The sequence below is a fragment of the uncultured Litoreibacter sp. genome, assembly GCF_947487515.1.
In the GTDB taxonomy this organism is placed as follows: Bacteria; Pseudomonadota; Alphaproteobacteria; order Rhodobacterales; family Rhodobacteraceae; genus Litoreibacter.
The window spans coordinates 215,400-235,524 of record NZ_CANKWO010000003.1 but is presented as its reverse complement, the minus strand read 5'-3'; the positions used below and the strand labels follow the sequence as shown (position 1 = coordinate 235,524).

General features: G+C 55.7%; 20 protein-coding genes. 7 read left to right on the top strand and 13 right to left on the bottom strand.

Features of this window, described 5'->3' with window-relative positions:
* Positions 1–79 precede the first annotated feature (79 nt).
* From Q0746_RS11035 to Q0746_RS11025, 3 genes are all read right to left on the bottom strand, one after another.
* Positions 80–1,657, bottom strand: coding sequence for a lysine--tRNA ligase (locus tag Q0746_RS11035; RefSeq protein ID WP_298260203.1), 1,578 nt, complete (start codon positions 1,655–1,657; stop codon positions 80–82).
* A 108-nt stretch (positions 1,658–1,765) separates the two neighbouring features.
* Positions 1,766–3,247 (bottom strand): D-alanyl-D-alanine carboxypeptidase/D-alanyl-D-alanine-endopeptidase, encoded by a 1,482-nt coding sequence (dacB, locus tag Q0746_RS11030; RefSeq protein WP_298260201.1) that lies wholly within the window; start codon positions 3,245–3,247, stop codon positions 1,766–1,768.
* Positions 3,248–3,348: 101 nt separating this feature from the next.
* Positions 3,349–3,945, bottom strand: coding sequence for a nicotinate-nucleotide adenylyltransferase (locus Q0746_RS11025; protein ID WP_298260199.1), 597 nt, complete (start codon positions 3,943–3,945; stop codon positions 3,349–3,351).
* Between the two features lie 262 nt (positions 3,946–4,207).
* Here Q0746_RS11025 and ettA point away from each other — a divergent pair, with 262 nt between their 5' ends.
* Both ettA and Q0746_RS11015 read left to right on the top strand, forming a co-directional pair.
* Positions 4,208–5,863 (top strand): energy-dependent translational throttle protein EttA, encoded by a 1,656-nt coding sequence (gene ettA, locus Q0746_RS11020; RefSeq protein WP_298260197.1) that lies wholly within the window; start codon positions 4,208–4,210, stop codon positions 5,861–5,863.
* A gap of 10 nt (positions 5,864–5,873) precedes the next feature.
* Positions 5,874–6,392, top strand: coding sequence for a hypothetical protein (locus Q0746_RS11015; protein ID WP_298260195.1), 519 nt, complete (start codon positions 5,874–5,876; stop codon positions 6,390–6,392).
* Between the two features lie 311 nt (positions 6,393–6,703).
* On the opposite strand, the gene Q0746_RS11010 is transcribed toward Q0746_RS11015, so the two are convergent.
* Positions 6,704–6,913, bottom strand: a complete 210-nt coding sequence (locus Q0746_RS11010; protein ID WP_298260193.1) for a hypothetical protein — start codon at positions 6,911–6,913, stop codon at positions 6,704–6,706.
* A 126-nt stretch (positions 6,914–7,039) separates the two neighbouring features.
* On the opposite strand from Q0746_RS11010, the gene Q0746_RS11005 reads away from it, so the two are divergent.
* Entirely contained in the window at positions 7,040–7,270 is a 231-nt protein-coding gene (locus tag Q0746_RS11005; RefSeq protein WP_298260191.1) for a DUF465 domain-containing protein, read from the top strand.
* A gap of 165 nt (positions 7,271–7,435) precedes the next feature.
* Positions 7,436–7,642 (top strand): cold-shock protein, encoded by a 207-nt coding sequence (locus Q0746_RS11000; protein WP_021101227.1) that lies wholly within the window; start codon positions 7,436–7,438, stop codon positions 7,640–7,642.
* A gap of 80 nt (positions 7,643–7,722) precedes the next feature.
* Here Q0746_RS11000 and Q0746_RS10995 read toward each other — a convergent pair whose 3' ends face one another.
* Complete coding sequence (locus Q0746_RS10995; RefSeq protein ID WP_298260188.1) at positions 7,723–8,238, bottom strand: alkylphosphonate utilization protein; 516 nt, start codon at positions 8,236–8,238, stop codon at positions 7,723–7,725.
* Between the two features lie 114 nt (positions 8,239–8,352).
* Here Q0746_RS10995 and Q0746_RS10990 point away from each other — a divergent pair, with 114 nt between their 5' ends.
* Entirely contained in the window at positions 8,353–9,519 is a 1,167-nt protein-coding gene (locus Q0746_RS10990; RefSeq protein ID WP_298260185.1) for a geranylgeranyl reductase family protein, read from the top strand.
* On the opposite strand, the gene Q0746_RS10985 is transcribed toward Q0746_RS10990, so the two are convergent.
* The gene (locus Q0746_RS10985) at positions 9,516–9,719 is read right to left on the bottom strand and encodes a dodecin family protein (protein ID WP_298260183.1); all 204 of its coding nucleotides are present in this window, start codon (positions 9,717–9,719) and stop codon (positions 9,516–9,518) included. The genes Q0746_RS10990 and Q0746_RS10985 overlap by 4 nt on opposite strands.
* A 94-nt stretch (positions 9,720–9,813) precedes the next feature.
* On the opposite strand from Q0746_RS10985, the gene Q0746_RS10980 reads away from it, so the two are divergent.
* A complete protein-coding gene (locus tag Q0746_RS10980) occupies positions 9,814–10,380 on the top strand; it encodes a gamma-glutamylcyclotransferase family protein (protein ID WP_298260181.1) in 567 nt (188 codons plus the stop codon).
* On the opposite strand, the gene glpK is transcribed toward Q0746_RS10980, so the two are convergent.
* Both glpK and glpD read right to left on the bottom strand, forming a co-directional pair.
* Positions 10,377–11,861: a glycerol kinase GlpK gene (gene glpK, locus Q0746_RS10975; RefSeq protein ID WP_298260179.1), complete on the bottom strand. Its 1,485-nt coding sequence runs from the start codon at positions 11,859–11,861 to the stop codon at positions 10,377–10,379. The two genes, Q0746_RS10980 and glpK, sit on opposite strands and share 4 nt — an antisense overlap.
* Positions 11,858–13,441 (bottom strand): glycerol-3-phosphate dehydrogenase, encoded by a 1,584-nt coding sequence (gene glpD, locus Q0746_RS10970; RefSeq protein ID WP_298260177.1) that lies wholly within the window; start codon positions 13,439–13,441, stop codon positions 11,858–11,860. Before glpD ends, glpK begins: the two co-directional genes overlap by 4 nt.
* A 95-nt stretch (positions 13,442–13,536) precedes the next feature.
* On the opposite strand from glpD, the gene Q0746_RS10965 reads away from it, so the two are divergent.
* On the top strand, positions 13,537–14,295 hold the full coding sequence (locus Q0746_RS10965; RefSeq protein WP_298260175.1) for a DeoR/GlpR family DNA-binding transcription regulator: 759 nt from the start codon (positions 13,537–13,539) through the stop codon (positions 14,293–14,295).
* Positions 14,296–14,302: 7 nt separating this feature from the next.
* Here Q0746_RS10965 and Q0746_RS10960 read toward each other — a convergent pair whose 3' ends face one another.
* The 5 genes from Q0746_RS10960 to Q0746_RS10940 all read right to left on the bottom strand — a co-directional run bounded on the left by Q0746_RS10960 (position 14,303) and on the right by Q0746_RS10940 (position 19,803).
* Positions 14,303–15,133, bottom strand: a complete 831-nt coding sequence (locus tag Q0746_RS10960) for an NAD(P)-dependent oxidoreductase (protein WP_298260173.1) — start codon at positions 15,131–15,133, stop codon at positions 14,303–14,305.
* A 31-nt stretch (positions 15,134–15,164) separates the two neighbouring features.
* Positions 15,165–16,568 (bottom strand): L-serine ammonia-lyase, encoded by a 1,404-nt coding sequence (locus tag Q0746_RS10955; RefSeq protein WP_298260171.1) that lies wholly within the window; start codon positions 16,566–16,568, stop codon positions 15,165–15,167.
* An 81-nt stretch (positions 16,569–16,649) separates the two neighbouring features.
* Positions 16,650–17,915, bottom strand: a complete 1,266-nt coding sequence (locus Q0746_RS10950) for an ABC transporter permease subunit (RefSeq protein ID WP_298260169.1) — start codon at positions 17,913–17,915, stop codon at positions 16,650–16,652.
* Positions 17,912–18,718, bottom strand: coding sequence for an ABC transporter ATP-binding protein (locus Q0746_RS10945; protein ID WP_298260167.1), 807 nt, complete (start codon positions 18,716–18,718; stop codon positions 17,912–17,914). Before Q0746_RS10945 ends, Q0746_RS10950 begins: the two co-directional genes overlap by 4 nt.
* Positions 18,719–18,798: 80 nt before the next feature.
* The gene (locus tag Q0746_RS10940) at positions 18,799–19,803 is read right to left on the bottom strand and encodes an ABC transporter substrate-binding protein (RefSeq protein WP_298260164.1); all 1,005 of its coding nucleotides are present in this window, start codon (positions 19,801–19,803) and stop codon (positions 18,799–18,801) included.
* Positions 19,804–20,125 lie beyond the last annotated feature (322 nt).

Here is a 20,125-nt window from a genome sequence, read left to right as displayed (position 1 = left end):
ATGCCGGACACGCCGTCCTGACGGGGGCGGTTTAGCCTCAAATAGTTAAGACGCTGCTAAATAGCACCGTACGCTGGGGTCAACCGACCAGCTTTCCCGCCAAAGCATCATCGATCAACGCGATTGTTTCATCGACGCCGTAAAGCGCGATAAATCCGCCAAATCGAGGGCCCTGCGAGGCACCTAGCAGCACTTCATAGAGGGCTTTGAACCAGTTGCGCATCGGGTCAAACCGCTCCCGACCACAGGAAAAGACGACTGATTGCAGCGCGTCGCCGTCCAAGCCGCCGTCCCATGCAGCCAATTGACCGCGTAGGTCCAGCAAGGCTTCACGTTCCAGATCACTGGCCAAGCGGAACACTTTTTGCGGCTTCACGAAGTCATTGTAATAGCGCACGGCAAAGCCTGCTGCTTGATCCAAGTCGCCGTGGGTTTCGGCGGTTGCCTCTGGTGCATACCGCTGAATAAAGCCCCAAAGCTGGTCTTTTTCTTCGGCATTTGCGACCGAGGCCAAGTTCAACAGCATCGAGAAGGGAACAACCATTTTGCTCTCTGGCACATCCGCGCCATGAATGTGGAACACGGGGTTGTTTGCCCGCGCCGCCGCATCTTGCCCCGCATAGGCGCGAAGCTGTTGGTGATATTCGTCCATCGCTTTGGGGATCACGTCGAAATGCATCCGCTTGGCGGTCTTCGGCTTTAAATACATGAAGTACGACAGCGATTCCGACGAGGCATAGGTCAGCCATTGGTCGATCGACACCCCGTTGCCTGACGTCTTGGATATTTTATGCCCATCCGCATCAAGGAACAGCTCATATGAGAAATGCTCCGGTTTGCGTCCGCCAAGAATTTCGCAGATCCGGTCATAGATCGGCGTGTTGGTCGAATGGTCCTTGCCATACATCTCGAAGTCTACATCAAGTGCCGCCCAGCGTGCGCCGAAGTCCGGCTTCCATTGCAACTTCACGTTGCCACCGGTGACAGGCAGCGTCCATTCCTTGCCCTCTTCGTCGTCAAAGGTGATTTCACCCTTCGCCGCATCGACATTCTTCATCGGCACATAGAGCACGCGACCGGTCTCAGGATGGATCGGCAGGAAGATAGAATAAGATCCGCGGCGTTCTTCGCGCAGGCTTTTCAGCATCACTTTCATGATGTCGTCATACCGCTCGACCGCACGCAGCAGCACGTCGTCGAACTTGCCAGACCCGTAGAACTCAGACGCCGAGATGAACTCATACTCAAACCCGAAGGTATCTAGGAACCGGCGCAACATGGCGTTGTTGTGATGGCCAAAGCTTTCATATTCGCCGAAGGGATCAGGCACTTTGGTCAATGGCATCTGCAGATATTGCTCAAGGCCTTCAGGGTTCGGGACATTGCTGGGCACTTTACGCATGCCGTCCACATCGTCCGAAAAGCAAACCAACCGTGTCGGAATGTCCGAAATCACCTCAAAGGCGCGGCGGATCATTGTGGTGCGTGCAACTTCGCCAAAGGTCCCGATGTGCGGCAAACCTGATGGACCGTAGCCCGTCTCAAACAGCACGTAACCCTTTTCCGGAGCGCTCTTTTCGTAACGCTTGAGTAACGACCGAGCCTCCACAAAAGGCCAAGCTTTAGAAGTCATTCCAGCGTCACGCATTTCCGTCATCGGAGCACATCCAGTTTTGTCCCGCGACACACCATGTGACGCAGCAGTGTCGCTACCTATTGTGTGCATTGCCTCAGGTCAACATTCTGCGCTGCACCAAATGCTAGATCAGCTTCCGTGCAGCGCCGCCCAACGGTTGATCAGTTTCGACTGCAGTTTCTTGGCGCGCCCGTTCCAAGACCGCGATCCGCGCGGGGCCTCGCGCTCGGATTTTTTCAATGCCTTGCGGCGCGGCTCATCAGCCATGAACATTGCAAAGGCCAAATCACGACCATCGGGCGTTCGAATATATCCCGCAAGCGCACTGACAAAGTTTAGCGTGCCGGTTTTGGCCACGACTTTGGTTGCGCTGTTTTGCACCACTTTGTGGTCGTCATCTCGCACCGCAATGGTTTTCAGGATCGACCGAAGCTGCCCGTTTGATCCGGCCCCCACAAGGGTTTGCACCATCTCTTGGGCGCTGATCTGGGACGAGTCCCCAAGGCCGGAATGGTCTACCAGTTTAACGTTCTTCAAGCCGAATTTCGACTTCAAATAGCTGTTCATAGAGCGCGCAGAGGCCTTCAAGCTGCTTGCTCCGCTGGCCTGCAGCCCCAAGACTTCCGCCGTCAGATTGGTCGAAAATCGCAACATATCACGCGCGATCACGCGCACTTCTGGGCTGCTGTGTTCGACCAAAACCTTGCCTCGCGGGGCCGTCGTGGACTTCACCGGAAATGGCAGCTTCACCCCATGGGAGCGCGCCACAGTTTGCAACACATCACCTGTGTAAATCTCGGGGCGGCGCACCGGTAACCAGCGCCCGCCAGATTTCCCCAAAGCTTTGCGCGCCACACTCCAGTTATCCTTGCCGCCCTGCCCCGAGTATTTGAAAATCGGCAGGTCACGCGAGGCCACTGTCGTTTTCGCAAACCCGATGCCGGGACGAATTCTGTCTGACCGCGCGTCCATCTTGACGGAGTAGCCGTTACTCGTGCGACGCCATTCCATGTAAACACGGTTAAAATTCAGGTTCAGCCCCGCCACCGCAGGGTTGTATCCCACGTGCTCGGGCTGTTCGCGGTCGATCTGCGCGATCACAGGCATCCCGCCATGCACGCGCATTTTACCCTTTACCGAAGTTACCCCCGCGGCACGCAACTTGGCCGCCATAGCGTCCAAGTCATCCGTGCTCAGCGTCGGGTCACCTCCGCCTTTCACCACCAAATCACCTGCGAGCACGCCATTTCGAACGGGGCCAGTTGCGATCAGTTGCGTTTTGAAACGCTTGGCAGCCCCCAGTTTATCCAGCGCAAACAATGTCGTCAGCGCCTTCGCCACACTCGCAGGGGGCAGCGAAGATGATCCGTTGTGCTGCTCCAATACTTTGCCCGTTCGCGCATCCGCGACGACGAAGCCTATTTTGCCGCCCAAATTCGCCTCTTGAATAAGAGCGCTTGCGCCCTTCACCACTGGCTTGGCCACAGGGATAGACTTGCCGGAAGGTTTGCGCGTGGGCACCAATGATCTGGCAGGCGCATTCGCCAATGCGGCTTCTGCCACGCCAAACATCAAAAACCCTATTACTGCGCGTCGGCCAAATCGTGTCACGGTTCCACCCAAATATTACCTGAAAACTATTTCGCTCAAACCGCTCTAGGAGACAAGCACCAACGCGCAGCGTGACACAGCTGTGATGCTGCGCAGGTGCGCTACCAAGCGCCCGAAGCCCTGATCTTGCTGGAAGATGCGTCGCTCAAAGGCACGTTGACGTAGCACCAGCACGGGCTTTCAGACACCCCCAAAAGCTGCGATTCTGATCCACCCAATCGCGCATGTTCAAACCGCTGCGCAGCCACGGATCGCCGCGCGGAAATCCGGTCACCTGGACGCGCCAGAACACCGACCGGCACGTTTTGCATAATCCATCCCCAGTCGCGCCAGTGATGAAAGCTTGCCAGATTGTCAGCCCCCATCAACCACACGAAGCGCACCCCCGGATACCGCGCTTTCAATGCGGCCAAAGTTTGCGCGGTGTATCGGGTGCCCAAGGATTGCTCTATGCCAGTGATCCGCACCTTGGGATGGTCCATCACCTTTTGCGCACGCGCTATGCGGTGTTCAATTGGCGCAGGCGTGTGGTCTTTCAACGGGTTTGCGGGGCTGACGAGCCACCACACACGATCCAATCCAAACCTCTTCAACGCCTCTCGGGTGATATGCGCATGTCCGGAATGCGCAGGATCAAACGACCCTCCCAGCAGGCCGATCACCTCTCCTGAAAACGCTAATGGAAACTCTCTTTTCATGCCATTGCATAGATAACCTATTTTCACCCCTGTCAAATGAGCATGAATTTGGAACTCACACTAAGTCGGTGATTTGGGAATGGTCAGCGTCTGTGTTGACCCTTGGGGCAATGATGCTCATCCTCAAGCTTGGTGCGGGTAGCGACAAATCGTTGGCGCCCGAACCTATTGGCTCTTTGAAGTCATTTCGCATGATTGCCCTTCTTCCAAAGGCGGATTAAACACCTTCCAACAGTTACTCACACTAGCCGGAGCTTATCCCATGGCAGCCAATCAATTCGTCTACTTTATGGACGGCGTTTCCAAGCAGTATCCCGGTGGTAAAAAGGTGTTTGAGAACATCCGCCTGAACTTCCTGCCTGGCGTGAAAATTGGCGTCGTGGGCGTCAACGGCTCGGGTAAATCGTCGCTCATGCGCATCATGGCGGGCACGGATAAGGACTTCACCGGTGAAGCATGGGCCGCCGAGGGCGCGCATGTTGGCTATTTGCCACAAGAGCCGAACCTAGATGAATCCCTTGATGTGCGCGGCAACGTCATGCTGGGCGTGAAGGCCAAGAAAGACATCCTTGATCGCTACAATGAACTTGCGATGAACTACTCCGATGAGACCGCCGATGAGATGGCGAAGCTCCAAGATGAAATCGACGCGCAGAACCTTTGGGACCTCGACGCGCAAATCGACGTCTCCATGGAAGCCCTGCGCTGCCCACCAGATGACGCTGCAGTCGAAAGCCTGTCGGGTGGTGAAAAGCGCCGTGTGGCCTTGTGCAAATTGCTGCTCGAAGAACCCGACATGCTGCTCCTCGATGAGCCGACCAACCACCTTGACGCCGAAACCATTGCTTGGTTGCAAAAGCACCTGATCGACTACAAGGGCACCATCCTGATCGTTACTCACGACCGTTACTTCCTTGACGACATCACCGGCTGGATTCTGGAACTCGACCGTGGTCGCGGCATTCCTTACGAAGGCAACTATTCCTCTTGGCTGGAACAGAAAGCCAAACGTCTGGAGCGCGAGGCCAAGGAAGACAAATCCCAACAAAAGACCTTGCAAAAAGAGCTCGAGTGGATCCGCGCTGGCGCCAAAGCCCGCCAAGCCAAGTCCAAGGCGCGTATCAACGCCTATAACGAAATGGCCGGCCAGTCCGAGCGCGAAAAGCTCGGCAATGCACAGATCATCATCCCCAACGGTCCACGTTTGGGCAATAAGGTGATCGAGGTCGAAAACCTCACCAAAGCTTACGGCGACAAGCTGCTGGTTGAAGACCTGTCTTTCTCCCTGCCTGCGGGTGGGATCGTCGGCGTCATCGGCCCCAACGGTGCGGGTAAATCCACGCTGTTCCGCATGCTCACAGGGCAGGAACAGCCCGACAGCGGTTCCGTCACTTACGGCGATACCGTGCAGCTCAGCTATGTCGACCAATCACGTGACGCGCTGGCGTCAGACGCTACCGTTTGGGAAGAAATCTCCGACGGAGGCGAGATCATCCAACTGGGTGATGCACAAATGAACTCCCGCGCCTATTGCTCCGCCTTCAATTTCAAAGGCGGCGATCAGCAGAAGAAGGTGGGCCTTTTGTCGGGCGGTGAGCGCAACCGCGTGCACATGGCGAAACTCCTGAAATCCGGCGGCAACGTGTTGCTGCTCGATGAACCTACCAACGATCTTGACGTGGAAACGTTAAGGGCGCTTGAAGATGCCATTGAGGATTTCGCCGGATGCGCCGTGGTCATCTCCCACGACCGCTTCTTCCTCGACCGTCTCTGCACACACATCCTAGCCTTTGAAGGCGAGGCCCATGTGGAATGGTTCGAAGGCAACTTCGAGGCCTATGAAGAAGACAAAATCCGCCGTTTGGGTCCGGATGCAGTGGAGCCAACACGGGTGAAGTATAAGAAGTTCACGAGGTAAGGGCATAAAATTGAAATTAACGCGATTAAACACAGCAGATAACAGTTGGCAAGATTTTCAAACCCAATGGAAAGAAGAGTACTCTACTTACGAAGATGAATTTGAGGGCTACGCCTCAGCGGCGCTCGGCACGCTGGAGAACGAGTGTGACAATGGTACACCAGATCCGGATTCGGGAGTCTTTGCGTTAATTGATGATCAGGACCGCATTCATGCGGCCTGCTTTCTAAACTCAACTCTGTTAAAGGGCTTCAAGGGAAAGGTGATGCGAGTGCGGCACCTTATCCTGTCCCCGTATTACGACTTCGAGAACTTGGAACTTGAGCAATATGCAGAAATACTTGCACATTGCTTTACAGCTATCGTCGATTGCTCTGAAACAACTCTCGTAAGTCCTCACATCAAGATTCACTACCGAAGCCCGTACGATAGAACCTTCTTCGCAGCTTTCGGCCTCACAATGCGTTCAACAGGTCGTTTCTCGACTGTTGAATCCAAGGGAATGTGGTTACACTTAACTAAGACGTAAGGTTTTTCCGCTAGGAATGGCCACTACAAACAAGGGCAAATCCATTATGTGCAATCACGCCTCGACCAAGCAAGCATTTGAAAATGCTATAAAAACAGTTGGACTAGACAAATTCAAACAGTCATCCCTGTTCATGCGCAATGTTAAATCCGCTTTTGAGCAACGCACCGAATCAAAAGCTGCATAATTCAAATGCATTCGGAAAAATTCGACCAAAGCGGGCTCCTTGCCCGCTTTTTTTATGGGTGAAGCTCCATTTTTCGCGCATGTGTCGAATTCGTCGCACGTCGCTGCAATAGGCTTCCCCCCCTTCAAACCTCCCCCTCCTCCGGCCCCTCCTCAATATCTTCCGGCGCCGGATCGTTGTACTTGTCGAGCGTGTGCTCAATGTTCTGGTAGAAGTTCTCCTCCACCGTCAGGCACTCCACGATCCTAGCTTGCGCATAGGTGGCTAAAATCGGTTGATCCGCTCCTGATACCCTTTCCCACGCGCGGTAGAATTTCACCACGCTGCGGTCCATGCACAAGGTGCTCTTCTTCTCCTCGCTCTGAATTCAAAACAGCTACCCGCCCTTTGACCCACATCAAGGCCTCCGCCGCCACAACCGTTATGCTTGATGTCGACGTGATCAAAAAGGAGCCAAACGATGTCCCACACCCCTCATGAGCTTGCCGAAGAATTTCCTGAAAAATTGAAACAAATTCACGCGCTCAAAGAAGGCAACGCTCATTTTCGCAAGCTGTTTGACGCCTACCATGATGTAAACCGTGCCGTGCACCGCGCCGAGACCAACGTAGAGCCCACAGATGAGGCAAATGAGGCTCTTTTGCGCAAGCAACGCTTGGCGTTGAAGGATCAGATCGCCGCAATGCTTTGATCGAAAAAGCTTTACTTGCAGGGCAAACTCTGGCACACGCGCCCTGCAACGTTTGCCTCTTTCGACCCACTGACTTCCCTAATAAGGCCGCCAGTCTATCGTTACAGACCAATCGAGCCGAGCTGCCGCGATCATGCGGGCAGCATTAAATTAAGGAATAACACGATGGCTAATGGCACCGTGAAATGGTTCAACTCTACTAAAGGCTTCGGCTTTATCGCTCCTGAAGGCGGCTCCAAGGACGTGTTCGTACACATCTCCGCTCTGGAACGCTCCGGTCTGTCCACATTGGACGACAACCAAGCTGTAACTTTTGACGTTGAAGCTGGCCGTGACGGCCGCGAAAGCGCTGTAAACATCGCACTTGCCTAAGGCATTGGCGTAAGCCACCGCGATTAAAGAATTCTAAGGGGCGTGCGAAGACATCTTCGCGCGCCCTTTTCTTTTGGCAGCTACTTCTTCTTGACGAACTCGGTCAGGATCACGATGCGCTGCCCCTCCACGCGCCCTTCGATGTGGCCCGCATTGTCCGCGACCAAGGATATCCCGCGGACAGCTGTGCCGCGTTTGGCCGTGAAGCCCCCACCTTTGACGGGCAGGTCTTTGATCAACACCACGTTGTCGCCCGCCGCCAGAACCGCACCGTTGGAATCGCGATGCTCCAGCGGCACATCTGCGGCCCAAGCCGACAAGTCGTCATCCAGAAACACCATGTCCAGCGTTTCCTGTGCCCAAGAGGCTTCAAGCTGGCGCAACTTGCGCACCGCAAACACCTGAACCGCTGGCGCCTCCGACCACACAGCCCCTTGCAAACAACGCCAGTGGTTTTCCTCTGCCTCCCCCGACGCACATATCCCGCAAAGCGCGATTACATCTTCACGCGGCGTAACAGGGACGCCTTCGGTCGCGGCAGAGCCACACAACTCGCAAGCGCCATCGCACCGCGTCATTACGCTTTCTGGTATCATCACTTGCCCTTTTTCAATGCCCGTCGCCCCAATAAGTGGCCGTGACGCGCCTAGATGTATTTACCCCCTAGGTAGCGCATTGGCACGCTGCCTGCGATCCCGTAATAGTGCGCTATGACCGAATATGACATCATCGTTGTAGGCTCCGGCCCTGCTGGATCTGCCGCCGCCACAACCGCCGCTCGTGCTGGCCTCAATGTCGCTATCGTCGACAAGGCAACGTTCCCGCGCGACAAGTTGTGCGGTGGGTTGTTTACGGGGCGCAGCCAAAAAGCCATGCGCGCCATTTTTGGGCAAGAGGTCACCTCTGATCTGTTTGTCACCACTGATCACATGCGCTTCCTGTCCAGGGGTCGGGTACTGGCCGACATTCCGAACGCCCCACCGGTGCATCTAACCATGCGCCGTGATTTCGATGCCATGTTGCATGGCGAGGCCGTGAAAGCCGGCGCGGTTCCTTACGTGGGGCAACCGATAACCGAATTGGGTAACAGCGCCCTAACCCTTCGCGACGGCACCCAACTTGGCTTCAGAACGCTGATTGGCGCTGACGGGGTGAACTCATTCATCGCGCGGTCCCTGTTTGGCAAACCTTTCGATCCCGACACCATCGGGTTCGGGTTGGAAATCGAATCTCCTCGCAAGCCGGAATGTGATGGCGCGGTTGAGATTGATTTTGACGCCGCCAGTTGGGGCTATGGCTGGTCTTTCCCCAAGCGCGAGACCGTGACCGTTGGTGTCGGCGGCATCAATGCGAAGAACGCCGACATGAAAGCCAATATGTCGGCTTATGTAGATCAAACGAACAGCGATCCGGATCAGCGTTTCAAGGGGCAGTACTTGCCGTTTGGCGACTACAAAAGAAAACCGGGCCGTGACAACATCCTATTGGCTGGCGATGCTGCAGGGCTTGTGGATCCCATCACCGGCGAGGGCATCGCGCTTGCAATGGAAAGCGGCCAACATGCCGCAGAAGCAGCAATCAAAGCGTTAAAGCAGAACCGCCCCCAAACGGCGTATTTCCACTATGAAAAATTGGTAAAACCCATTCAAAGGTCCATCGATCAAGCCAAAATGTGGCGAATGATCATGTTTCCCAAAGCCACTGAAGGTTACTTCCGCAAGGCGTTTGAGCGGGGGAGCTCTTTGCAAATGAAGTATCTTGAACTTCTTGCAGGAGAGGCAGAATACGCCGATCTGCGCGGTGCGCTGTTGCGGCGTATTCCAAAACTTGGCTGGCGGCTCTTAAAACACCGCCTTGGCTTTCGAGGCCCGACTTAGTCTTCCAGAACGAACGTGATCTTCAGGGTCACTCGGTATTCAGCGATTTTGCCGTTCTCAACGGTGCATTTTTGGTCCTGAACCCATGCGCCTTGGACGTTTTTCAGCGTCTTGGAAGCGCGCTCTACGCCTTGCTGGATTGCATCTTCAAAGCTTTTTGTTGAGGACGAGATGACTTCGGTTACGCGTGCGATAGACATATTACTTCTCCGTTTTGAGTATGAGCATCCTTGCTAGCCTGTTTCGACCATAACTCAACTTGTGCCTGCGGGGAAAATCCTGTCTTTTCCCACCATGAATAATCCATATTTCTTCGGCTACGGCTCCTTGGTAAACGCCAAGACCCATGTTTACTCTTCCACCCACCCTGCGAAACTAAGCGGGTGGCGGCGCGTTTGGCGGCATAATTCTGGTGCGCCTCAGGCGTTTCTGAGCGTCACGCCTGACGCCGATAGCAATATCGACGGGCTGATTGCAGAGGTTCCAAATGCGGATTGGAAGGCGCTTGATCTGCGTGAAAGCGGGTACTTTCGCAACGCGCTACCGGCCACAAGTCTGGTCCACGGCGCAGGGGGTGTAGATGTCCACATGTATCAAGTCCATTTGGGCAATGATGCCCCGCCAAGCACAGATCAACCGATCCTGCTGAGCTATCTCGATGTCGTTGTTCAAGGTTATCTAGAGGTCTTTGGCGAAGTGGGCGCGGCCCGTTTCTTCGACACGACAGATGGATGGGACACCCCGATATTGAACGACCGTTCAGCACCCATCTATCCGCGCAGTCAAACCCTGTCGGCCGCTCAATCCACGTTTGTGGACGATCACTTGTCGTCGCTTGGCGCGCAGCTGTTTTCCCGTTAGACCGACATCGTCGCCGCAACAGCTTTCTTCCAACGGGCGTGTTTCTCGTTTCGTGTGGCGTTGTCCATGCGGGGCTCGAACCGGTGCTCCAATGCCCAACTCTGCGCGAAACCTTGCATGTCAGGGTATATCCCCGCCCGTGAGCCCGCCAGCCAAGCAGCCCCCAAAGCAGTCGTTTCCAGCACCTGAGGTCGGTCCACTTCCGCGCCGATAATGTCGCTTAGAAATTGCATCGTCCAATCACTGGCCGTCATTCCGCCGTCCACTCGCAACACGGCTTTTTCATCCCCGCCCCAATCAGCGGTCATTGCTTCCAGCAAGTCCCTTGTCTGGAATCCGACGCTTTGCAATGCGGCACGGGCCAGCTCTTCCGCGCCAGTGCCGCGTGTCAGCCCAAAGATCGCCCCGCGGCAGTCCGCATTCCAATAAGGCGCGCCGAGGCCAGTGAAGGCCGGCACCATGACAACCTCTTGCCCATCATCCGCCTGTTCCGCCAAGGCCTGCGTTTCAGCAGCGTCGCGGATAATCTTGATGCCGTCCCGCAGCCATTGCACCACGGCCCCGGCAATAAAGATGGACCCCTCCAGCGCATAGGTAGGTTGACCATCAAACTGATAGGCAATGGTCGTCAGCATTCTGTTTTGTGACGCAACAGGGGTGTCGCCCGTGTTCAGCAAGGCAAAACAGCCTGTGCCATAAGTCGACTTCAACATACCAGGTTGGAAACACGCCTGCCCGACCGTGGCCGCCTGTTGGTCGCCCGCGACGCCCAAAATCGGCAATGAGGAGCCAAACAACTCCGCGCGGCACATGCCGAAATCAGCGGCGCAGTCCTTGACCTGTGGCAACATCCCCATGGGAATGCCCAGCACTTCGCAGATCGTGGTGCTCCAACTTCCTTTACGGATGTCATACATCAACGTGCGCGCGGCGTTTGTGGCGTCGGTGACATGAGAAGCCCCGCCGGTCATTTTCCAAATCAAATAGCTGTCGACGGTCCCGAAGAGCAACTCGCCGGCTTCCGCACGTTCCCGTGCGCCTTCGACATTTTCCAGTATCCACCGCAATTTTGTACCTGAAAAATACGGATCAAGCAGCAGTCCGGTGCGCTTGGTAAACATTGCCTCATGACCTGCGTCGCGCAACGCGCGACAATACTCTGAGGTCCGGCGATCCTGCCAGACAATCGCGTTGTGCACGGGTTCGCCGGTTTTCTTATCCCAAACCAACGTCGTCTCGCGCTGATTGGTGATCCCGATTGCGGCAATGTCATTCGCGGTGATCCCCGCCTTTTGTATTGCCTCACGGCAGGTGCTGACGGTGGTCGACCATAGGTCGGCGGGATCATGTTCCACCCAGCCTGACTGCGGAAAATGCTGCGTGAATTCTTCTTGTGCAGAGGTCACGATCTTCATGTCGCTGTCAAAGAGGATCGCCCTGCTGGACGTTGTGCCCTGATCAATCGCTAGAATATGTGTCATGTGGTTTCCTCCGTCGCGGCGCGTTCAGCTTGCATCCAGTCGTCCAACAAAGTGATCTCGGCGTCACTCATCCGCAACCCTAGTTTGGAGCGGCGCCACACGACATCCTCTGCCCGACGGGCATATTCATGCGCCATGAGCCATCTGACCTCGCGCTCCGTCAAGGTTGCCCCGAAGTGTCGCCCCAAATCTGATGGTGCAGCAGCGTCGGCCAGCATTCGCCCCGCATCAGTTCCATATGCGCGGACCAATCGCTTCGCCCATCTCTCGTCCAAGAACGGATAATCCACCGTAAGCCCGTCAATCAGACCCTGAACACCATCCACGGGAAAATCTCCGCCCGGAAGGGCGACACCTGCCGTCCAATCGGGTCCGACACTCTGGAAGAAGGGCGCAATCTTGCCCAAAGCATGCTCCGCCAGTTTGCGGTAGGTCGTGATTTTTCCCCCGAACACATTCAGCATCGGGGCACCATCGTCATAGACGCTCAACACATAGTCGCGGGTGGCAGCTGTAGCTGATTTGGCCCCGTCGTCGTAAAGTGGACGCACGCCCGAATAGGTCCAAACCACGTCGTCCACCGAGATATCGCGCTTGAAGTAGCCATTGGCGAACTCGATCAAATAGTCGCGTTCCTCGTCGGTGCATTCCGGCTTCACCGACGGCTCAAAATGTTCTGCGTCCGTTGTGCCGATCAAGGTGAAATCCGTCTCGTAGGGGATCGCGAAGATGATCCGGCCATCTTCCCCTTGAAAGAAATAGGCTTTGTCATGCTCGAACAAACGCTTGGTCACAATATGGCTGCCGCGCACAAGGCGAACACCTTCGCTGGCATTGCTGCGCGTGACGTTGCGAATGATGTCTTCCACCCACGGCCCGCCGGCATTCACCAACATACGCGCACGGCGTTCTGACATTTCGCCCGTGTCACTGTCTTGCAGGGAGATCACCCAATGGTCCGCCGCCCGTTGGGCCGAGACAACCTTGGTGCGCACCATAATTTCGGCGCCGCGTTGTTCAGCATCTTGGGCGTTCAGAACCACCAGCCGCGCGTCTTCGATCCAGCAATCGGAATATTCAAAGGCCAGCTTGAACCGGTCTTCAATCCCTTCGCCAACCTGATCCGTTGTTAGGTCCACGCGGCGCGTCGCAGGGAGTATTTCGCGACCGCCAAGGTTGTCATACATGAACAGCCCCAACCGGATCAGCCAAGCAGGACGGCGACCTTTCATCCAAGGCATCACAAAACTCAACACTTTGGAGGTTGGTGTCATCCCCTCGAACCGCATGTCCTTGTGATAGGGAAGCACAAACCGCATTGGCCAACTGATATGAGGCATCGCACGCAGCAGGGTTTCGCGCTCGATCAACGCTTTTTTAACCAAACCGACTTCAAAATACTCGAGATACCGCAGGCCGCCATGGAACAGCTTGGTTGATGCGCTGGATGTGGCCCAGGCCAAGTCATTCATTTCGGCCAAGGATACGGACATGCCGCGCCCTGCCGCGTCACGGGCAATACCGACACCGTTTATGCCGCCGCCGATGATGAAAAGGTCAACAATATCTTCGCGCGCCATGCCAGCGACTCCTCTTGCGTATCTCATCCCTAAACACAAGTTTACTTTCGTTTCGTCAAGGTTTACTTTCGAAATTGGTAGAAATGGGGCGCTCAATGGCTGAAAACTTCCGGCAATCCGAAATTCTGGACATTGCGCGCCGCAAGGGCCGCGTCAGCGTGGAGAAATTGGCGCGGCGCTTTCAGACTTCCGCGCAAACCATTCGCAAAGACCTGTCTGATCTCTCCGAAAGCGGGCAACTAAAGCGGGTGCATGGTGGCGCAATTCTGCCCGAAACCGCCTCGGTCATCGGATATGAGGATCGGCGCCAATTAAACCACAACGCCAAGACCCGTATCGCCAAGGCCTGCGCACATGACATTCCCGACGGAGCCTGCGTGTTTCTCAACATCGGCACCACAACGGAAGCTGTCGCGCGGGAGTTGTTGCAACACGACGCATTAACCGTGGTGACCAATAATCTGAATGTGGCCAATATCCTCTCCGCTGCACCTCAGATCGATGTCATGGTCGCAGGCGGCACGCTGCGCCGCTCGGACGGTGGCCTGATCGGAGCTATGACCACAAAGTTTATCGCTCAGTTCAAGTTTGATCACGCGGTGATCGGATGTTCAGCACTGGATGAAGACGGAGACATTCTTGATTTTGACATCCAAGAAGTCGAGGTAAGCCAAACCATCATCGCACGATCCCGTGCCACGTTTCTGGTTTCGGACTGCTCAAAGTTCGACCGCAGCGCGCCGGTTAAGATCGCCACCCTAGAAAGCATCCATCGCGTCTACACCGACGCAGATCTGCCGCCTGAACTGGCGCAAAGCTGCGTAGCTTGGGACACAGATCTGCGCGTGTGTTAGCGGCGGCTCAATCGTCTTCAGGAATGCCCATCAACGCCATCGGACTTACTCCCAAAGTGGCGGATGCAAAGGGTCCGCCGTGGCAGGTCAAACCTAGGTCGTTCAGGTCAGCTGGTGGCGTGTCTGGCAAAATGTCCGCTGCAAATTCTTCTGCATTATCCTTCGGACGGTAACCCAAATGCGACGCGGATGAGTTATCCACCGGAGAGCGGTCATTATTGGACACGCCGTAGATAACTGTGAACCCAACCACGGGCGTATCGATCGCACGGGTCACCACGCGCACAAGATCATCGGGGCTCAGCCATGACCCCAAGGCGCGTGCATTGCCCGGACGTGATGTGGCTGACAGAATTCGAATATGAACCGATTCCAACCCCTCTTTTTCCCAAAACATGCGGCCCAAATCCTCGGTGAAGCATTTGGCCAAACCGTAATAGGTGTCTGGGCGATGTGGCATGTCGGGCGTGATGGCGACAGTCTTGGGGTACATCCCCATGGCGTGAATGGAGGATGCATAAACCACCCGCCGTACGCCATGATCCTTGGCGGATTGCCAAATGTTATAGGACCCCACAAAGTTCGGGCCCCACATCTGCTCAAAGGGCAATTCATCCACAATCGCGCCGAAATGGACCACCATATCCGCGCCCTCAAGCAGCGGGCGAATGTCATCCATTTTGGCCAGATCAGCCTGCACGAATGTCTCGTTTGCGGCCAACGCGCCGATGCTTTCAACGATGTCGGTTGAAAGGAGCTGCTCACACATCGCAGCCAATGGCCCGCGCAAGAGTTTTCCAAGGTTGCCTGCGGCGCCCGTCAGCACGATTTTCTTCATGGTGTGATCTCCTGAAACTGTTGGGGCGACCTCAACATTCCGGAATGTTAACCGCAAGCCCCCCCAAGGAGGTTTCTTTGTATTTCGTGCTCATGTCGATGCCGGTTTGACGCATGGTTTCGATACAATTGTCCAATGGCATGAAATGTGTGCCATCCCCACGCAGGGCCAAGGATGCTGCCGATACGGCTTTGATCGCGCCCAGCCCGTTGCGTTCGATGCACGGAACCTGAACCAAACCCGCGACCGGATCGCAGGTCATACCAAGATGATGCTCTAGCGCAATTTCAGCGGCGTTTTCTATCTGCTCATTGGTGCCGCCAAGCGCCGCACACAGGCCCGCGGCTGCCATTGATGAGGCGGAGCCGACTTCGCCCTGACAGCCCACTTCAGCGCCGGAAATCGATGCATTGTGCTTAATCAGCCCGCCAATGGCAGCGGCGGTCAACAAGAAGACGCGCTGCCCGTCATCGGTCGCCCCGACGCAATGTTCTTTGTAGTACCGCAGGACAGAGGGCAAAACCCCCGCCGCCCCATTCGTGGGGGAAGTGACGACCTTGCCACCCGCTGCGTTCTCTTCGTTCACTGCCATGGCGTAGACGCTCATCCAGTCATTGATGGTATGCGGTTGGGCACGGTTCATGCCCTGCTCTGCGGTCAGTTGATCATGGATATGTTTGGCACGGCGCTTGACCTTCAGGCCTCCGGGTAGAATCCCCTCTAAACGCAGCCCACGGTCAACGCAGTCAAACATAGCATTGCGAATGGTGGACAGATTGCGGTCCAGATCACTGCGCGACATGGTGGCCAATTCGTTGGCCTCTTTCATTTGCGCAATTGTTTTACCGTTTGCCGCGCCCATTTTCAGCATCTCGGCCGCTGATCCAAAGGGATAGGGAAAACCGGCTTGTTCCTTTTGCGCATGAAGGTCCGGCTCTTCGTTGGCCAGCTCGGCTTCGGTCAGGACGAAGCCACCGCCCACCGAGTAGTAGGTTTCCTGCATATACAGGTTGCCTGCGACATCCCAAGCCTTCAGCCTCATGCCGTTGGTGTGCCCGGGCAACATCAAGTCATAGTCAAAGGCGACGTCTTTTGCAGGGTCAAAGGCCAATTCTGGCAAGCCTTCTGGGCGTAGGGTTTTCTCATCCGTCAGGGTGGCAATCAAGTCGTCGACGGCATCAGGATCCATCGTCGCGGGCAGATACCCCATCAACCCCAGCATCACGGCGCGATCCGTGGCATGCCCCTTGCCTGTAAACGCCAGGGACCCGTGCAAAGACGCCGACACCGCTCGCAGCTCTCCTGCGCCCGGTTCCTTTTCGCGCCCGCCCCGCAGGTCATCAAGAAAACGCCCCGCAGCCGTCATCGGCCCCATGGTATGAGACGAAGACGGGCCAATGCCCACTTTGAATATGTCGAAGATACTTAGAAACATGTGGGAACAGTCTCCCAAAACGAAAACTGCCGCCTATCAAAACAAGACAGGCGGCAGTGGATTCACGACATGAGCTAAATCTTAGCTACGGCCCTTCCAAGGCACCAAGATGTTTTCGGCCCAGCGCATCAGTACGTCGATGCTGAACCCGATGACGCCGATCAGGATGATCCCCATCAACACGATGTCGGTGTTTTGGAACTTGGAGGCGACCATGATCATCATGCCTGCCCCCTTCTCCGCCGCGACCAATTCAGCAGCAACAACCGTGCCCCAACAAACACCCATCGCGACCCGCGCGCCGGTGAAGATTTCCGGCAGGCTGTTCGGGATGATGACGTGGCGCATGATCTGCCACTTGGACGCACCCAGCGAATACGCCGCGTGAACTTTGGTGATGTTGACGCCCGATACGCCGGAACGCGCAGCAATTGCCATGATCCAAAGTGCCGCAAGGAACAACAGGACGATTTTGCCAACCTCGCCAATGCCGGCCCAGATGATCACCAGCGGAATCAACGCCAAAGGTGGCACCGGACGCATGAACTCAACCACAGGATCAAACCAGCCGCGGAACCAGTTGGACAGGCCCATGGCGTACCCCAACGGGATGCCCACAGCCGCACCAATAAGGAACCCGATAACCACACGGAACAACGAGAACCCTAAGTGCTCCCACAGCGTCGAGTTGCGGAAACCGGTGCTGGAAATCTCGGCTAGGCGGCTTGCCACTTTCTCTGGTGGTGGCAGATACAACGGCTGCATTTGCCAGCCTGTGTTTGGCACAATGTTGAGCGTGCCTTTAGGCGTCATCCCAATGCGGGCAAAGTCGGTAAAGACCTCACCACCAGGGGCAATTGCTTGTCCGTTGACCGCAGTAATCTGCGCCCCGTCAGTGCGACCAAGTTCGTCATTCTTATCTACGCGCAACAGCTTGGAGCGGTATTTCGCCACCGACATGACATCGTTCTTGGCGAAACCGTCACCCGCCTCAACTACAGGTTCAGCGGCGTCGCCATCGGCTTCATGCACGTTGACCGTCACCGTCGCGTCATCGGATTGCCCGCCAGCCTCGACGGTATAGGAGAACTCGCCCGTGCCAGTGAAGGCCGCTGGGGCATGCAAGAAGGACGGGATCAAGCTGGATCCAGTGAACGCTCCCCACAGCAAAAAGATCGTCACCACCGAAATGATAGAGGCCGCTCGGTTCGGGCGCACGGCGCTTTCATCCCCGAAGGTCACCGTCTTTAGCGAAGTGTAGTCTTTGGGTTGCGTGGAGGCGGTGATCTGCTTCACCGCGAAGTAACCACCGGCAAAAATGGCGATGTAAATTGCGAGAATAATCATGCTGATTCCTCCGTGCGGCCCATTATTTCCTCTTCCATGTCCCAGATCATGGCGAGGATTTCCTCACGGGTTTTGTTATAGTCCGGATGCTTCTTCACTTCGCGCAGATCTTGATCCACCCCGAGGTCGGCAAATGGCAAACGGTACTCTTTGTGAATGCGGCCCGGACGAGGGGCCATGACCAGCAGTCGCTCGCCCAGAAGCAATGCTTCTTCAACCGAGTGCGTGATCAAAATGATCGTTTTGCCAGTTTCTTTCCACAGCTTTAGCACAAGGCTTTGCATCTTCTCGCGGGTCAATGCGTCTAGCGCGCCCAGAGGTTCATCCATCAAGATGACGTCGGGGTCATTGGCAAGACAACGCGCCAAAGCCACACGCTGCTGCATCCCACCAGACAGCTCATAGATGGCCTTTTCTTTGAAATCACCAAGGCCTACGACGTCCAGCAAGTGATCAACATTGGCCCCGTATTGCGTTTCCTTCTCGCCTTTCATGCGTGGGCCAAAGGCGACATTCTCGCGCACGCTCATCCACTCGAATAAAGCACCCTGTTGAAACACCATGCCCCGTTCGGCATCGGGTCCTTGAACCGTGTGCCCATTCATGGCGATGCGCCCACCGGTGGGGGCCAAAAAGCCTGCAACGATGTTCAGTAAGGTGGTTTTCCCGCAGCCGGATGGCCCCAGAACGCTCATTAATTCTCCTGGCTTCAGGTCAAGAGAGACGTCTTTCAACGCCTGCACCGATCCGCCGTTTGGCAGGTCAAAGCGCATGGAAATATTTTCAATTGATAGGCCCGACATTGCTGCCCCACTCCTTAATTAGGTGGCTTGGAAGTGAAAAGGGTGGCGCAGGGTTCTCCCTGCGCCACCCCAAGTCGGTGCTACATTTCTGACGCGGCTTGCAGCGGTCCTGTGTTCACAGTCGCGCTGTAGCTATCCAATGCGCCGTCAATGGATTTGGCGTTCACGAAGACGTCCGCAACACCCTTCATGAAGGTTTGTGCGCCACCGCCCAGCCACTTCTCGCCCAGTTGGTCCGCTACGGTTGGGAAGGCAAAACCAGCCAGTGTGGAGGCCGTTGCGGCTTCGTCCATACCAGCGTCTTTTGCGATGACAGGCAGCATTTTCGCGTGGTTGGCTTCATCAGCCCACATCGCGTTTGCGTCCGCAGTCACTTTCAAGAACTTGGCAACTGTTTCGCCGTTTTCAGCAACGAAGCTTGCAGGCGCGGAAGAAACGTCAAACACCAAAATGCCCAAGGCTTCTTTTTCGGCCCCTGTCAGCAACACGTTGCCGGACTTCAGCATGGTGCGCAAACCGCCGCCCCAACCACATGCCATATCCACGGAACCTTGCTCCAGCGCAGCGGCGCCTTCAGCGGGGGCCATGTCCACGACGCTCATGCCAGCGACATCGACGCCGAAGTGGTTCATTTGGCTCAGGAAGCCGTAGTGCGCGGCTGTCCCCAAAGGAACGGCAACCTTCTTGCCAGCCAGTTCCGCCGCGGAGTCTTTGTCGATTTCCAAACCAGTGGCGACAACACAGTTGTCGTTTTCGGAGTAGGACACAGCAACATCAACGATCTGGATGTCTTGGCCTGCGGAGGTTGCAACAACGAAGGGTGGCACGCCTTGGGATACGGAAATATCCACGTCGCCAGATGCCATTGCAGCGGACATCGCAGTACCTGTGTCGAAGGACACCCAAGTGACTGGTGCACCGAGTGCTTCGTCATAGGTGCCGTTCACTTTTGCGAATTGGAATGGCATCGGCCACTCTAGGAAATAGCCGACGGTCAGCCCGTGGCCATCCGCCATTGCGGCTTGAGCGCCGGACAGCATTGCGATGCTGGCAACAGCACCCATCATTTTAGTGGTTAGTTTCATACGTTCATCTCCCATGTTGAACAACGAGCGCAATACAGCGCGAAATTTTCCATTGATTTCAGCAGGTCCGGTTTTCCGGTTCTCATGCCGTACCAAGGGGCTTTTAGAACAGATCACACCGCCATACAGATGCCAGCACAGTCTGCTCTTGCAGTCAGAGTTTCATGTTTTCGCATGATCCCTTCCAGCTTTTCCACATACAGCTAGGCGAAATGAAGTGCCTCCCGTCAATGGATTTAATCGCAGCACTTTACACAGGCCGTTGAAGGTTTTCGCCCAGCGGCCTGCAGCTAACCCGCTATTTTTAAAAAGAATTGCCAAA